Below are 15,670 nucleotides of genomic sequence, written 5' to 3' on the forward strand. Positions count from 1 at the left end.
TATTGAGACTTTTAACATGACCGACAACACCATCAATAAAGCCTTCGAAGCCGAGTGCCAGACAGAAATCGCGCGTCAGGGCGATGACCAGAAACTGACCGGTCTGGCCCGGGATTTCTTCAACGAATCGGCCAAGCACAAGTACAGCTACCACTTCTCGTGGATGGGCCGCCCGATCATCCAGTTGCCGCAAGACATGATGGCGATGCAAGAGATCATCTGGCAGGTCAAGCCAGACCTGGTGATCGAATGCGGCATCGCCCACGGCGGCTCGATCATCTACTACGCGTCCCTGCTGGAACTGCAAGGCCACGGCGAAGTACTGGGCATCGACCTGGACATCCGCCCGCACAACCGCGAAGCCATCGAAAGCCACCCGATGAGCAAGCGCATCAAGATGATCGAAGGTTCGAGCATCGATCCGGCGATCGCCTCTCAGGTTCGTGCTGCGGCCGAAGGCAAGAAAGTCATTCTGGTGCTCGATTCCAACCACACCCACGATCACGTACTGGAAGAACTGCGCCTCTACGCACCACTGGTGTCGGTCGACAGCTACTGCGTGGTGATGGACACCGTGGTTGAAGACATGCCGGCCGACTTCTTCCCGGACCGTCCATGGGGCCCGGGCGATAACCCGAAAACCGCCGTGTGGAAGTACCTGGAAGAGAACCAGAACTTCGAAATCGACCAGCAGATGCAGAACAAACTGCTGCTCACCGTTGCACCGGACGGCTACCTGCGTCGCGTTCGTTAATTGGGCACCATCATTTAAGCGTTAATCAGGCGTTTCGCCGGTTGTGGGGAGAAGTTATGCAAGGCAAGTCCGTTTCTGAGCACACGTTGCCACTCAATGAGCTGCTGACGGTGGTGTTGATTTCTCACAACCGTCCGGCTTTTTTGCGCAGGGCGATGAAGTTTTACGGTGCCTTGCCTTGCAAAGTCCTGGTGCTCGACTCCGCTACCGAGCACTTCAAGGGCGAAATCCCTGAAGTCGATTACCGGCACGTGCCGCAATTTGCCTACAGTGGCTTCCAGGCGAAGCTGGCCTATGGCGTGGAGCAAGTCACCACGCCTTACATGGTGTTGGCCGCCGACGATGACTTCATCGTGCATGAAGCGCTGTTCGAGTCGGTGGACTTCCTCGAAGAAAACCGCGACTACGGCATGTGCCACGGCTATTGCCTGATGTACCTGACCCTCGGCGGCAGCGTCAGCTACTACCGTCGCGACAAGAAAGTACAGGAAGACTATTCGTCCGAGTGTGCTCAGGAACGGGTCCTGGATTACATGCATCAGTACGTGCCGCCGTTCTATGCGGTGACCCGTACCGCGCTGATGAAATCCTGGTATGCGCTGTTGCCGCCGGGCACCAGTTTCCAGTGGCAGGAAATCGGCCATGTTTACTTCATGTTGGCGAGCGCCAAGGCACGCATCCTGCCGATCCCTTACGTGGTGCGTGAGATCAACTACGGTGACTCTGAGCACAGCACCGAGGTGTATCACACGCTGGCCTATACCGATGCCAAATCGGTGGCCGAGCGCGAAGCGTTTGCCGAGTTCCTGGCCTCGTTGCCCACCGGCATCAAGGACCTCGATGCAGAGCAGGGCAAGGCGTTTGCCCTGGAGAGTTTCGCGGCCATGACCGACAGCCTGGTCACGGGGCGGGCGCTGACCGCAGAGCTGATCTTCGAGTCCACCTGGAACCAGTCCCTGAAGGCCCCGGACCGTCGTTTCGGCCCCAAGCAGTACGTCGAAATGCCGTTCTACAATCAGGTGTTTTTCGACCTGTTGACCGAGTTGGAATTCATGCTGCACGCCATGCCTGCCGGGCGTGTTCAGTTGCAACGCCTGGAAGGTGTGTGGACCCGGCAGGAGCACTTGCTGCGCGCGCGCAACAACGACACCGCGGAAAGTGTGGTCGACCGTTTGTGGCAGGCCCACGACCGCAATGCGTTCAACCGCACCGTGGTCAAGCGCCTGGCGGCCCAACTGGAACTGCTGGGCGAGGACGAAGAAGCGCAGACCATGCGTGACTGGATCGCGCGCCTTGAGGCGTTGTCGGTTGTGGATCATCACGCCACCTTCGACAACATGCCGTCTGGTCGTTTGCTCAAGTGGCTGGCGCCGCGCCAGCCCGATGCACAACAGACCGAGTTGATTGCCAGGCACCTGGCGGCCAACGACGGCGGCCCGCAGTTCGGCATCTTCCTGCTCGACCTGGACAACGACATCGACAAGTTGCAGGTCACCCTCGACAGCTTGGTCGAAGGTCACAGCAAGGCCTTCAAAATTGTCGTCTTCACCACCGGCGAACCACCGGCGGCGACCTCCGCGCAAAACACCCTGCACTTTGTTCGGGTCACACAAAACAACGTTGTCGACAAGCTCAACCAGAGCGCCCGCCAGTCGCCATGCGAGTGGCTGCTGCTGGCGCAAGCCGGTGATGAGTTCACTGCTGGCGGTCTGTTGCGCGCCAGTCTGGAGCTGATGTCTGCCGCTGATATTCGCGCTGTCGCCACCGACGAGATACAGCGTACCGCCGAAGGCGCGATGGTCGATGTGTTCCGTCCGGGCTTCAACCTCGATCTGTTGCAAAGCCTGCCGAGCCTGATGGCCCGGCACTGGTTGATTCGTCGGGACGTGTTGCTTGAGGTCGGTGGTTATCAGTCGGACTTCAGCAAGGCGCTGGAATTCGACCTGCTGCTGCGCATCATCGAGCAGGGCGGCCTTGCCGGTCTGGCGCACCTGGACGAACCGTTGCTGATCACTCAGGCACCAGTGTTGGAAGAAAACGCCCATGAGCGTCAGGCGTTGCTGCGTCACTTGGGCAACCGTGGCTACAAGGCCAAAATCACCTCTGAGGTGCCGGGCACCTATCAGGTCGATTACCGTCACACTGAGCGCCCGATGGTGTCGGTCATCGTGCCTGCCGGGGATGATCTGCCTGCGCTGCAACGTTGCCTGGACGGCGTGCTGCTCAGAACCCGCTACACCCGCTACGAAGTGCTGATCGCGGCAAATCCGACTCAGTCGGCTGCCGTCAATGACTGGCTGGGTACACTGCAGAACGCCAAGGTGCGGGTGCTGTATGCCGATCAACCGTTGAGCGACGCGGCTCTGTGCAACGCCGCCAGTCAAGAGACGCAGGGCGAGTACCTGGTGTTGTTGGCCGCGGATGCTGAAGTGGTCAACCCGAACTGGATCGAGTCGTTGCTCAACCATGCCCAGCGCCCGGAAGTCGGCATTGTCGGCGCGAAGCTGGTCGACCGCGACGGCAAAATCTCTCAGGCCGGTCTGATTCTGGGCTTGAACGGCGGAGTCGGTTCGGCTTTCGTCGGGGAAAAACACGGTGCCCGCGCATACATGCAGCGCCTGGCCGTGGAGCAGAATTACTCCGCCGTATCGAAAGTCTGCCTGATGGTACGCAAAGAGTTGTTCGACGCCTTGGGTGGGCTGGACGAAGAGACCTTCGCCGACGGTTTCAGTGACGTCGATCTGTGCCTGAAGGCCGGTCAGGCCGGCTATCTCGTCGTGTGGACGCCGCTGGTTCAGGTTCTTCACAACGGCGAACTGCCACAGGCGCCACAGAGCCTCGCCGCACTGCGGGAAAAATGGTCCGCAGCCTTCGCTCAGGACTCTGCCTACAACGCCAACCTGGCCCTGACCGGTAAAGGTTTTACGCTAGGCGAAAGCACTCCGATCAACTGGGCACAGTTGCTCGCCTAAAAGGATTCACGGCATGTTCAACGGTAAATCGATTTTCATCTCCGGCGGCACCGGTTCGTTCGGGCGCAATTTCATCCGTCGTTTGCTGGAGCAGTACCAGCCCAAGCGGGTGGTAGTGTTCTCCCGCGATGAGCTCAAACAGTACGAGATGCAGCAGACGTTCAACGCACCGTGCATGCGCTACTTCTTGGGTGATGTGCGCGATGCCGAGCGTTTGCGCCAGGCCATGCGCGGCATCGATTACGTGGTGCATGCCGCGGCCCTCAAACAAGTGCCGGCCGCCGAATACAACCCGACCGAATGCATTCGGACCAACGTCAACGGCGCGGAAAACATCATCGCTGCCGCCATCGACAATGGCGTCAAGCAAGTCGTCGCTCTGTCCACCGATAAGGCGGCCAGCCCGATTAACTTGTACGGCGCGACCAAGTTGCTGTCGGACAAACTGTTCGTGGCCGCCAACAACATTGCCGGTGAACAACAAACCCGCTTTGCTGTGGTGCGCTACGGCAACGTCGCCGGTTCGCGAGGCTCGGTGGTGCCGTTCTTCAGCAAGTTGATCAACGAAGGCGCGACCGAACTGCCGATCACCGATGAACGCATGACGCGCTTCTGGATCACCCTCGATCACGGTGTGCAGTTCGTGCTCGACAGTTTTGCCCGGATGCACGGCGGTGAAGTGTTCGTACCGAAGATCCCGTCGATTCGCATCGTCGATCTGGCGCTGGGCATGGCCGAGCACTTGCCGCACAAAACGGTCGGGATTCGTCCGGGGGAAAAGCTCCATGAACTGATGGTGCCGCTGGACGATGCGCGCATGACCCTGGAATTCGCCGATCACTACACCATCCAGCCGTCGATCCGCTTTACCAGCGTCGACGTGGATTTTGCCGTGGACAAGTTGGGCGAGCAGGGCAGGCCGGTCAGCGAAGACTTCGAGTACCGCTCCGACACCAACCCGCATTTCCTCTCGGTTGGCCAGATCGCTGATCTACACGCGGAGCTGTCGGCATGATTCCCTATGGTCGGCAGAGCGTCGATCAGGTCGACATCGATGCGGTGGTTGCCGTGTTGCAGTCTGACTGGCTGACTCAGGGGCCGACCATCGAGCGTTTCGAACAGGCCATGGTCGAACGTTGCCAGGCTGATTTCGCAGTGGCGGTGTGTAACGCCACGGCGGCGCTGCACATCGCTTGCCTGGCCGCAGGGCTCGGGCCGGGCGATCGGTTGTGGACCACGCCGAACACCTTTTTGGCCTCGGCCAATTGCGGTCGTTACTGCGGCGCCGAGGTGGACTTCGTCGACATCGATCCGCTGACCTGGAACCTCGATGCCTACGCGCTGAAGGCCAAGCTGGAAGCGGCGGAAGACAACGGCACGCTGCCCAAAGTGTTGGTGGCGGTGGCCTTCGCCGGGCAGAGTTGCGACATGCGCATGCTCGCCGAACTGGCCGAGCGCTACGGTTTCACGATCATTGAAGATGCCTCTCACGCGGTCGGCGCGTCCTATGCCGGCCGGCCGGTGGGCTGCGGTGATTTCGCGGCGATGACGGTGTTTAGCTTTCATCCGGTGAAAATCATCACCAGCGCCGAAGGTGGCATGGTGCTGACCAATCGCCGGGACTTGGCCGAGCGCCTGCAACGCTTGCGCAGCCATGGGATGACCCGCGATCCCGCGCAGATGACCGAACCCAGCCACGGCCCGTGGTATTACCAGCAAGTGGAACTGGGCTTCAATTACCGCATCACCGATTTGCAAGCGGCCCTCGGGCTGTCGCAACTGAACAAGCTCGATGACTTTATCGCACGCCGACGTGAACTGGTGGCCCGCTACGACCGCTTGCTGGCGTACTTGCCGCTGACTTTGCCGAGCGCTCAGCCCGAGGCCGAGTCGGCGTGGCACCTGTATGTGGTGCGCTTGCAGCTTGATCGCATCAGCATCAGCCATCGGCAGGTGTTCGAAGGCTTGCGAGCGGCCGGGATCGGGGTGAATCTGCACTACATTCCGGTGCATTTGCAGCCGTACTATCGTGACCTGGGTTTCGCTGAAGGCGATTTCCCGGAAGCTGAACGTTATTACGCCGAGGCGATCAGCCTGCCGCTGTTTCCGTTGCTCAGCGACGAGCAACAGGACTACGTGGTCGAGCAACTGCGACGGCTGACCGAGTAGCCGCTGCGGCGGTGGATGGGTATCCGCAATGCGTGAACTGAGTGAACAGGAAAAATTCTGGCAGGGCGACTTCGGTAACCAGTACGTCGACCGCAACGTCGGGCAACCGCTGGTAGCGGCCAACCTGGCGTTGTTTGCCAAGGCCTTGACCCGCGCCGGGCGAATCGAAAGCCTGGTGGAGCTGGGCACCAATGCCGGCAACAATTTGCAGGCGCTGCGTCAGCTGTTGCCGCAATGTGAACTGTTCGGCGTGGAGATCAACGAAAGCGCTTGCGCCCAGGCCCAGGGACTGGAGATTGCCCAGATCTGGCACGGCTCGCTGTTCGATTTTCCCCGCGAGCGCACCTTCGACCTGACCCTGAGCAAAGGCGTGCTGATTCATCTGGCGCCGGAGTTGCTGGCGGCCGCGTATGAACAGTTGTATGCGTTGAGCCAGCGTTACATCCTGATCGCCGAGTACTACAACCCGGCGCCGGTCGAGGTGTCGTATCGCGGCAACAGCGGCAAGTTGTTCAAGCGTGATTTTGCCGGTGAAATGCTCGATCGTTATGCTGACCTGCAACTGCTGGATTACGGTTTCGGTTACCACCGTGACCCGCAATTCCCGGTGGACGACATCACCTGGTTCCTGTTGGAAAAACGCCCTTGAACAACGTCGCAATCATCCCGGCCCGCGGTGGCAGCAAACGTATACCGCGCAAGAACCTCAAGCCGTTCGACGGCGTGCCGATGATTGCCCGTTCAATTAAAACCGCCCTTGATTCGGGACTGTTCGCTCAGGTGGTGGTCAGCACCGATGACGAGGAAATCGCCGAGTTGGCTCGGGCTTGCGGTGCGCAAGTGCCATTCATGCGCCCAGCAGCGTTGGCGGATGATTTCACCGGCACGGCGGCGGTGATTGCACATGCCCTGGAAGAACTGCAACGACAGGGCCGCGACTTTGATTTCGCCTGTTGTATCTATGCCACGGCGCCGCTGCTGCAAGCGCGATTTTTGCAAGAGGGTTTGAGCCTGTTGCAGCAGCATCCGGACAGGTCGTTTGCATTCTCGGTGTGTGATTTCGGTTTCCCGGTGCAGCGTGCGTTGATCCTTGATGATCAGGGTGCATTGACCGCTTTGTATCCAGAGTTTCGTCAGACGCGTTCCCAGGATCTGCCGCCGGCTTATCAGGACGCCGGGCAGTTTTACTGGGGCCGTAGCAGTGCCTGGTTGCGTGGCGAGGTGTTGTATTCAAGCCAAAGCCTGCCGGTGATCCTGCCACGTTACCTGGTGCAGGACATCGATACGCTCGAAGACTGGAAACGCGCCGAATATCTTTACGCCGCGTTGAAGGCTGGTGGTGAGTTGCAATGAGAGTGCTGATCCGTGCTGACGCCTCGCCGATCATCGGCAGTGGTCACATCGCTCGCTGCCTGACCCTGGCCAGGGTGTTGCGCCTGCAGGGCGTGCACGTGGCGTTTGCCTGTCGCCGTTTGCCGGGCCATCGGCTCGACAGTCTCGTCGCCGAGGGTTTTGAAACCTTCGCGCTGCCGGAGCGTTACCCCGATGAAGACCCGCAACAGGCCATCGAAGCCATGCTGCCATGGCAGGCAGATATTGCTGCGTTAGGCCAGGCGCTGGAACAGCATCCGGCCTTCGACTGGATCATCGTCGACCACTACGGCCTCGATCATCACTGGCAGACGGCGGCTCGCCGCTGGGCGCCACGGATCGCGGCGGTGGATGATCTGGCGACGCGCACTTACAGCGTCGACTTGCTACTCAATCAGAATCTGTCGGGCACGTCAGCGGCTTACGCTTCGTTGCTTACACCGGATTGCCAGACCTTGCTCGGACCACGCTTCGCCATGTTGCGCGATGAATTCTGCTGCCCAGCGATTGAAATCAAGCCTCAGGCCAAACGTGTGCTGGTGAATTTCGGCGGCTTTGATGCGGCGATGCAAACCCATCACGCGATGTTGGCGCTGGCGGATTTTGATGCGCTGGAAGTCGACTTCGTCGCCGGCACCGACAATCCTGCCTGGGACAAGATGCAGGCGCTGGCGGTCAATCGTCCGAATTGGCGTTTGCACAGTTTTGTCAGCGACTTTTACCGATTGATGACCGAGGCCGACCTGTTTATCGGCGCAGGTGGCGGTACGAGTTGGGAGCGGGCTGCCATGGGCCTGCCGACAATCTGCATTGCGGTGTCGAATAATCAGCAGGCCAACGGCGAGGTCATGGCGACTTCGGGCGCTCATGTGTTCCTCGGGGCGCGTGAGCAGGTCAGCGTCGAGCAGTTGCGTGATGCCATTGGCTTTGTCGCGGCCAATCAGGGTTTGCGTCAAAGCTTGGCCGAACGTTCGCGGCAACTGGTCGACGGGCGTGGCGCATTGCGGGTCGCCGCGGCGTTGGCCGGTGCAGTGCTCAAATTGCGTCCGGCGCCGCTGGACGATGCGCCACTGTTGCTCGACGGGATGAGCGCCAGTCTGCGCAATCCGCAGCACTTGTTGTTGATCGCCGAGGCCGATGACGGCCCGGTCGGCGTGTTGCGCTATGACTTGCGCGGCCTCGAGGCCGAAGTCTCGCTGTCCCTGCTTGATCAGCGAATCGGTCTCGGCTGGGGCAGGGCGCTACTGGCGCGTGGCGAGTTGTTTGTCCGTGCGCACTGGCCGCAACTGACCGCCATTACGGCGCGGGTGTTGCCGGACAATCGTGCCTCATTGAAGGTATTTCGCGACGCCGGTTTCACCCAGAGTGCTTGCGCGTTCACCCGCGTTTTAAAGGATCACAGCAATGACTAGCTTCAAGATAGGCGAGCGTTTGATCGGTGCTGATGCGCCACCGTTCATCATTGCCGAAATGAGCGGCAACCATAACCAGTCGCTGGAAGTGGCCCTGCAAATCGTCGAAGCCGCCGCCAAGGCCGGCGCCCACGCCTTGAAGCTGCAAACCTATACCGCCGAGACCATGACCCTGGACCTCGATGAAGGCGCGTTTTTCATTAAGGACCCCAACAGTCTCTGGGCCGGATCTTCGTTGTACGCGTTGTACGAGAAGGCCCACACACCGTGGGAATGGCATGCGCCGATTTTCGCTCGGGCCAAAGAGTTGGGCATGTTGGCGTTCTCCACGCCGTTCGACGACACCGCCGTGGACTTTCTCGAAAGCCTCGACGTACCGGCCTACAAGATCGCCAGTTTTGAAAACACCGACCTGCCGCTGATTCGCCGGGTCGCCGCCACCGGCAAGCCGCTGATCATCTCCACTGGCATGGCCAGCATCGCCGAACTCGACGAAACCGTGCGCGCCGCCCGCGAGGCTGGTTGCAAGGATCTGGTGCTGCTCAAGTGCACCAGCACTTACCCGGCGACGCCGACCAACAGCAATGTGCGGACCATCCCGCATTTGCGCGAATTGTTTGGCTGTGAAGTCGGGCTGTCTGATCACTCCATGGGCGTTGGCGTTTCTGTCGCTGCAGTGGCACTCGGCGCAACGGTAGTGGAAAAACATTTCACCCTCGACCGTGCCGCTGGTGGCGTCGACGCCAGTTTCTCCCTGGAACCGGCAGAACTGGCCAGCCTGGTGATCGAAACCGAGCGCGCCTGGCAGGCGATGGGGCAGGTGCATTACGGCGTGACCGAGGCCGAGCGCAAGTCGCTGGTGTACCGGCGATCGCTTTACGTCACCCAGGACATGGCCGCCGGTGAACCCTTCACCGCTGCCAATCTGCGGGCCATCCGCCCGGGTCTGGGCTTGGCCCCCAAGCACGCTGAAACCCTGCTGGGCCGCCGCGCTCGCCAGGCCATCAAGCGCGGAACAGCGCTGGACTGGTCGTTGGTCGAATAACCCTTGTAGGGCTGATTCGGCAAAATAGCGTGACCTGTGAGTCATAACGCGCATCTTCACTGTATTGTATTGACCGGGAAGATGGCGCCTGACCCTTTATCGGGTCCAGTGATAGTCCTTTACGCTTCCCGCTGTCGCCCGTTGCGGGCGGCTGAAAATCTCTGTTTGTCGGCGCCCCTCGAATCCTTGCGAGCGGTGGTATTGGGCTGTTTATTATTGGGAAGCCGTAATGATTGGCATAAAAAGCATTGCGAGCTACGTTCCTGTAGCCGGCGTGGACAATTACGCACAAGGTGCAAAATTCGAAAAGGATGAAGAATTCATCCTGGGCAAGATCGGTTCGGCCTTCCTGCCGCGCAAAGACGCCGGGCAAGAAACTTCGGACCTGTGTGTCGAAGCAGTCAACGCGCTGTTCGCCAACAACCCGGCTTTGAAACGTGAATCTATCGATGTGCTGATCGTCGTCACCCAGAACGGTGACGAAGAAGGCCTGCCGCACACCGCTGCGATCGTTCAGGACAAACTGGGCCTGCCGACCACCGTGGCAGCGTTCGATATCTCCCTGGGCTGCTCGGGCTACGTCTACGGCATCTACGCGATCAAGGGCTTCATGGAAGCCACAGGCCTGAAGAACGGCTTGTTGGTGACTGCCGACCCATACTCCAAGATCGTCGATCCGGAAGACCGCAACACCACCATGCTGTTCGGCGACGCCGCCACCGCGACGTGGATGGGCGAAGACGCGCCATGGCAATTGGGCAAAGCCAAGTTCGGCACCGACGGTTCCGGCGCGCCGCACTTGAAGGTCACCGATGGCGTGTTCTACATGAACGGTCGTCAGGTCTTCAACTTCGCGCTGCTCAAAGTCCCGGCGCATTTGCATGAGTTGCTCGATGAGTCTGGCCTGAAGGCCGACGATATCGATGCCTTCTGCATCCACCAGGGCAGTGCGGCGATTGTCGATGCGGTGGCCCGTCGGTTCGAAGGCGAGCCGGAGAAGTTCATCAAGGACATGGTCGAAACCGGTAATACCGTGTCGTCGAGTATTCCGCTGCTGTTGGAAAAACACGTGCTGGATTCCAGCTGGAAGCGTGTCGCGTTGAGCGGTTTTGGTGTGGGGCTGTCGTGGGGCTCGGCGATTATCTATCGTCCTTGAACCAGGCTCTTTGATCAGAAGAAGCCCATACAAAAAAAGCGTTCAAGGGTTTACCTTGAACGCTATTTTTTTGCCTGTATGAAAGCGAGGCAGCATGAGCGAATGCTTTGAAGACAATGCTCAGGTGATAGAGCGCCGCTGGCCGGCGCTGCACACTCGGTTGATGCTGGAGGACAGCGCATCGGTCCAGGCCGAGTTGTCCGAGGGGCTGGGTTCGACGCTGAGCATTGGCGGCATTCAACTCACCAGCCGCCATGATCGTGTCCTTGAGGCCCGTGTGCAGGCGGCCAGCCTGCCGGTCGATAAGGCGCAGTTGCATGTCTACGGCACCGGTCTTGGGGATCTGCCAACGGTCTTGCTGGAGCGTGCCGGGCTTGAGCGGCTGTACGTGCATATCCTCAACGGCGCGCTGTTTGCGCTAGTGCTGCAATTGCTCGATCAGCGGCATTGGCTCGACGACCCGCGCGTGGAACTGTCGTATGCCGGTGATCAAACGGATATTTACACGCCATTTTTTGCGCTGCCCTCCGAAATGGTGCTGGCGGACGACTTCAACGCAAAGATTCGCGATCGGCTGGTCAGCGAAGTGCACTTGAATTTCAACAACCGCGATTTCGATCCGCAGTCGCCGACCATTCTGCAGCGTTTACAGGACAGCCTTGAAGTGCTGCTCGCCGATGACGATGTCGCGAAGCTCTTCGGAACTCACGCAGGCCGGGAAATCTATGTCATCGGCACCGGGCCTAGCCTCGAAAGCCATTTCGAGCAGTTGGCGGCGGTGCGCAAGCAGGCGCAGCGGCCTCTGTTCATTTGTGTCGACACCGCTTATCGACCGCTGCGTGAGCACGGGATCAAGCCTGATCTGGTGGTGAGCATCGATCAGCGCATCAGCTTCCGGCATTTGCCCTTCGAGGAATCCGACGGTATCCCGCTGGTGTACCTGCCCATGAGCGATCCACAGGTGCTGAAGGCCTGGAAGGGCAAGCGCTACGGCGGTTACTCGGCAAGCCCGATCTACGCCTCGTTACGTCGTCAGCACGCCAGGGCGGAGCTGTACGTGGGCGGCAGCGTGATTCATCCCGCGGTGGACCTGGCCGTGAAGATGGGGGCTGAGCGCATTACCTTGTTCGGCGCCGATTTTGCCTTCCCGATGAACAAGACCCATGCCGGCTGGGGTGATGGTGATCTGGGGCCTGGTGTAAGTCTGGCGCGGCACTGGGTGCGTGACGGGCATGGCGAGCGGGTCCGGACGCAGCTGAATTTTCGCAGCTACTTGTGTGAGCTGGAGCGTTATATCGCCGGGCATCCCGAGGTGCGTTTCTTTAACAGCAGTCGGGCGGGCGCGATGATCGTTGGTGCGCAGTTCAATCAGGAGTTTGTGCAGTGAGTGCGCTTTTGCAATGCGTCAACGAATGCCGGCAGTGTGCCGGGTTGTTCCGTCTGGGCCGGGACGTAGAAGCCGCGTTGACCATGGTGGATGTGTTCGATGAAGCGCAGCGGCTGTTATTGACGGCGCCTCAAGACGTGCAGCTCAAATGGACACAGGTACTCACGCACATGCTGGCCTGTCAGGAGCGTCAGGATTGGCTGGGGCTTGCCGATTTTATGGAATACGAGCTGATTGAGTTGCTGGAAAACGTTCAGCCCGAGGGCGAATAACCGCTCTGGTTGGGGTGTTTGGATGGCGGTCGGTTTTATGGCGTCATTTTTCGGTTAGGTCAGGGCGCTAAGCCCTTGTTTTCTGGGGGATGGCAGGGTGATGGCAATTTTTTTTAAAAAAGCCCTCAAGCAACCTGCTAACCCGACGATAACTATTACGAAGGTTCTCTAGGCCATACCCGGCGGTTGCCAGGGCCGGAAGCCGCAGTACCCAACCAACGAGGAATTCGTCATGGCTTTAACAGTAAACACTAACGTAACGTCTCTGGCTGTTCAGAAAAACCTGAACACTGCTGCTGATGCGCTCTCCACCTCGATGAACCGTCTGTCTTCCGGCCTGAAAATCAACAGCGCTAAAGACGACGCTGCCGGCCTGCAGATCGCTACTCGTATGAGCAGCCAGATCCGTGGTCAGAACGTTGCGGTTAAAAACGCCAACGACGGTATCTCCTTGGCTCAGACTGCTGAAGGCGCTCTGCAAGAATCGACCAACATTCTGCAGCGTATGCGTGAACTGGCTGTTCAAGCACGAAACGGTACCAACGGTACTGCTGACCAGACCGCAACCAACGCTGAATTCGCTCAGATGTCTGACGAATTGACTCGTATCGCTGCTTCGACTCAGTTGAACGGCAAGAACCTGCTGGACGGTTCGGCTGGTACTGTACAGCTGCAAGTAGGCTCCAACACCGGTACTGCTAACCACATCGACTTGGTGCTGAGCTCCAAGTTCGACGCCGTCAGCATGTCGGTAGACAAAGCTACTCTGGCTCTGACCGGTGCAACCGTTACTGGCGCTCAAGCTAACATCGACAACGCGATCACCGCGATCGACGCTGCAATCGCTCAGATCGGCGCTACCCGTGCAAACCTGGGTGCTTCGCAAAACCGTCTGACCAGCACCATCTCCAACCTGCAAAACATCACTGAAAACGTTACTGCTGCCCAAGGTCGCGTACAAGATACCGACTTCGCCGCAGAAACCGCTAACCTGACCAAACAGCAAACTCTGCAACAAGCTTCCACCGCTGTTCTGGCCCAGGCTAACCAGCTGCCATCCGCTGTACTGAAACTGCTTCAGTAATTTCGGATCGGGTTTTGGCGGGGGGGTGCGCTTGCGTGCTCTCTCGCTTTTTACTTTCTAAGAGGTGATGGTCATGGACATGAGCGTTAAGCTGAATTTGTCTTACCCGGCCGCAAAGCCGGCGGTCAGTACTACCGATGCGCCGACCGACGTGCCTAGCGTGCAAGATGCCAAGGCAGCCTCTAAGACAAGTGATGGTTCAGATTCGGATAACTCGGATAAGTTGAAGATGGCCGTTCAGGAGATCGAAAAGTTCGTTCAGTCGGTCAAGCGTAATCTGGAGTTTTCCATTGATGAAACGTCTGGCCAGGTCGTCGTCAAAGTCATCGCCAGCGAGTCTGGTGAAGTCGTTCGACAGATTCCGTCGGCAGAAGCCTTGAAACTGGCGGAAAGCCTGCACAATGCCAGTAACGTTTTGTTCGATGCCAAAGCCTGAGACTGGCATGAAACGTGTTTGTACGATCATTGATCGCTGATAGTGGTCAAAAGACCGGCGACACACAGAAAGGGAGATGCACATGGCAAGTCCAATTTTACCGGGTTCGGGTCTGGGTTCCGGCCTCGACATCGGATCGATTGTCACGGCGCTGGTCAATGCTGACAAGTCGGCGAAGCAGACCCAGATCGATACTCAGACCAAAACCAACTCGCTGAAAATTTCCGGTGTAGGTTCGCTGAAAAGCGCGCTGGCGGCATTCCAGAAGTCGATGACTGATCTGGACAAGGCAACCAACCCTGCGTTCGCCGGTTATTCCGCGACTTCGGATACTCCGACGGTTCTCGGTGCAACTTCTGACAGTACGGCTGTGCCTGGCAGTTACAACGTTGTCGTGAAGACTTTGGCAACCGGGTCGAAGATAGCCAGTGCTGCTTTTGCTGGTGGCGCCACCAGTGCTATTCCGAGTGGTACTCTGAAAATCAGTCAGAATGGCATTGATTACAATGTCGCGATTCCGGCCAATGCCACCTTGCAGAGCACTCGTGACGCGATCAACAGTGCGCAGGCGAGCAATGGTATTTCCGCCAACATCGTGACCGACGCCAGCGGCGCGTCGCGATTGGTGATCAACTCGAGCAAGACCGGTACAGGCATGGACCTGAAGGTCAGCGGTATTGCCGGGCTGGAAATCGATGGTACCCAGAAAATGGGGAGAACCCGGCGGCTGGCACTTCCGGCGCTGTTGGTGATTTGGCCGGCGATGCCACGATCAGCATCGACGGTCTGAACGTTACCAGCAAAAGCAACACGGTAACCGGCGCAATCAGCGGCATGACGTTGAACCTCGTTGCCGTGAGCCCTAAAGACGCCGTTGGGAAGCAGATAGGCGCGAATGTCACCGTCGCCACGAACACCGCAGGCATCCAGACTTCTCTACAGACGTTCATGGATTCCTACAACACGCTGAAGCGAACCATCGACACCCTGTCCAATGCGACAGCGGATGAGGATGGCAATCTGACGGTTTCGGCCGCGTTTACCGGTGACTCGCTGCCGCGCTCGCTGATGGCCGATATCCGTTCGCAGCTGACCCAGTCCTCGGCGGGGACAGGGCAATTGGCTGTGTTGTCGCAGATGGGCGTGCTGACCGACAAGGAAACCGGTGAGCTGACGCTGGACACCAAGGTGTTCAACGATCGTATGGCCACACCGGGCATGGCTGGCCAGGTTCAGCAGATGTTCTCTGGCACCACTTCGACCAATGGTCTGCTGTCGCGTATGAAGGCGGCCGTCGATCCTTACGTCAAGTCGGGTACCGGTCTGCTCGATCAACGCAGCACCAATCTGACCAATGCCGCTGCAAGTCTGAAAAAACAGCAGGCCGCGCTCGATATACACGTGGCGAGCCTGACGGCGACTTTGACCGCCAAATACAACGCGATGGACTTGTTGGTCGGCCAGATGAAGGCCACCGCCAGCAGCATCACGAGCTTCTTTGCGTCTCTGAACGCTCAGAAGTCCAGCGGCTGATAATGGGCTGACGACAAAAACCCGGCTACGCTTTTCGGCGTGCGCCGGGTTTTTGTCTTCTGATCTAAAGTTTTCGGGC

General features: G+C 58.9%; 13 protein-coding genes and 1 pseudogene. All 14 read left to right on the top strand.

Features of this window, described 5'->3' with window-relative positions:
* Window positions 1-16: 16 nt before the first annotated feature.
* Window positions 17-754, top strand: coding sequence for a cephalosporin hydroxylase family protein (locus tag JFT87_RS12680; RefSeq protein ID WP_201201727.1), 738 nt, complete (start codon window positions 17-19; stop codon window positions 752-754).
* A 56-nt stretch (window positions 755-810) separates the two neighbouring features.
* Window positions 811-3,726 carry a TIGR00180 family glycosyltransferase gene (locus JFT87_RS12685; protein ID WP_201201729.1) on the top strand — a complete coding sequence of 972 codons (2,916 nt, stop codon included), beginning with the start codon at window positions 811-813 and terminating at the stop codon, window positions 3,724-3,726.
* 13 nt (window positions 3,727-3,739) lie between these two features.
* Entirely contained in the window at window positions 3,740-4,741 is a 1,002-nt protein-coding gene (pseB, locus tag JFT87_RS12690) for a UDP-N-acetylglucosamine 4,6-dehydratase (inverting) (RefSeq protein ID WP_201201737.1), read from the top strand.
* Window positions 4,738-5,895 carry a UDP-4-amino-4,6-dideoxy-N-acetyl-beta-L-altrosamine transaminase gene (gene pseC / locus JFT87_RS12695; protein ID WP_201201744.1) on the top strand — a complete coding sequence of 386 codons (1,158 nt, stop codon included), beginning with the start codon at window positions 4,738-4,740 and terminating at the stop codon, window positions 5,893-5,895. Before pseB ends, pseC begins: the two co-directional genes overlap by 4 nt.
* A 28-nt stretch (window positions 5,896-5,923) precedes the next feature.
* Complete coding sequence (locus JFT87_RS12700) at window positions 5,924-6,544, top strand: pseudaminic acid biosynthesis-associated methylase (protein WP_201201745.1); 621 nt, start codon at window positions 5,924-5,926, stop codon at window positions 6,542-6,544.
* A complete protein-coding gene (gene pseF / locus JFT87_RS12705) occupies window positions 6,541-7,248 on the top strand; it encodes a pseudaminic acid cytidylyltransferase (protein ID WP_201201746.1) in 708 nt (235 codons plus the stop codon). The genes JFT87_RS12700 and pseF overlap by 4 nt, the downstream gene beginning before the upstream one ends.
* Complete coding sequence (pseG, locus tag JFT87_RS12710) at window positions 7,245-8,678, top strand: UDP-2,4-diacetamido-2,4,6-trideoxy-beta-L-altropyranose hydrolase (protein ID WP_201201749.1); 1,434 nt, start codon at window positions 7,245-7,247, stop codon at window positions 8,676-8,678. Before pseF ends, pseG begins: the two co-directional genes overlap by 4 nt.
* Window positions 8,671-9,723 (top strand): pseudaminic acid synthase, encoded by a 1,053-nt coding sequence (gene pseI / locus JFT87_RS12715; protein WP_201201751.1) that lies wholly within the window; start codon window positions 8,671-8,673, stop codon window positions 9,721-9,723. The genes pseG and pseI overlap by 8 nt, the downstream gene beginning before the upstream one ends.
* A 229-nt stretch (window positions 9,724-9,952) precedes the next feature.
* On the top strand, window positions 9,953-10,879 hold the full coding sequence (locus tag JFT87_RS12720) for a ketoacyl-ACP synthase III (protein ID WP_201201753.1): 927 nt from the start codon (window positions 9,953-9,955) through the stop codon (window positions 10,877-10,879).
* Window positions 10,880-10,973: 94 nt separating this feature from the next.
* Window positions 10,974-12,266, top strand: a complete 1,293-nt coding sequence (locus tag JFT87_RS12725; protein ID WP_201201755.1) for a motility associated factor glycosyltransferase family protein — start codon at window positions 10,974-10,976, stop codon at window positions 12,264-12,266.
* Window positions 12,263-12,538 (top strand): hypothetical protein, encoded by a 276-nt coding sequence (locus JFT87_RS12730; RefSeq protein WP_201201757.1) that lies wholly within the window; start codon window positions 12,263-12,265, stop codon window positions 12,536-12,538. The genes JFT87_RS12725 and JFT87_RS12730 overlap by 4 nt, the downstream gene beginning before the upstream one ends.
* A 232-nt stretch (window positions 12,539-12,770) precedes the next feature.
* Window positions 12,771-13,622: a flagellin domain-containing protein gene (locus JFT87_RS12735; protein ID WP_201201759.1), complete on the top strand. Its 852-nt coding sequence runs from the start codon at window positions 12,771-12,773 to the stop codon at window positions 13,620-13,622.
* A 73-nt stretch (window positions 13,623-13,695) separates the two neighbouring features.
* The gene (locus tag JFT87_RS12740) at window positions 13,696-14,058 is read left to right on the top strand and encodes a flagellar protein FlaG (RefSeq protein WP_201201761.1); all 363 of its coding nucleotides are present in this window, start codon (window positions 13,696-13,698) and stop codon (window positions 14,056-14,058) included.
* Window positions 14,059-14,140: 82 nt separating this feature from the next.
* Window positions 14,141-15,591 (top strand): annotated as a pseudogene (gene fliD, locus JFT87_RS12745) (flagellar filament capping protein FliD).
* Window positions 15,592-15,670: the final 79 nt, after the last annotated feature.

Source organism: Pseudomonas sp. TH15 (assembly GCF_016651105.1).
GTDB lineage: Bacteria > Pseudomonadota > Gammaproteobacteria > Pseudomonadales > Pseudomonadaceae > Aquipseudomonas.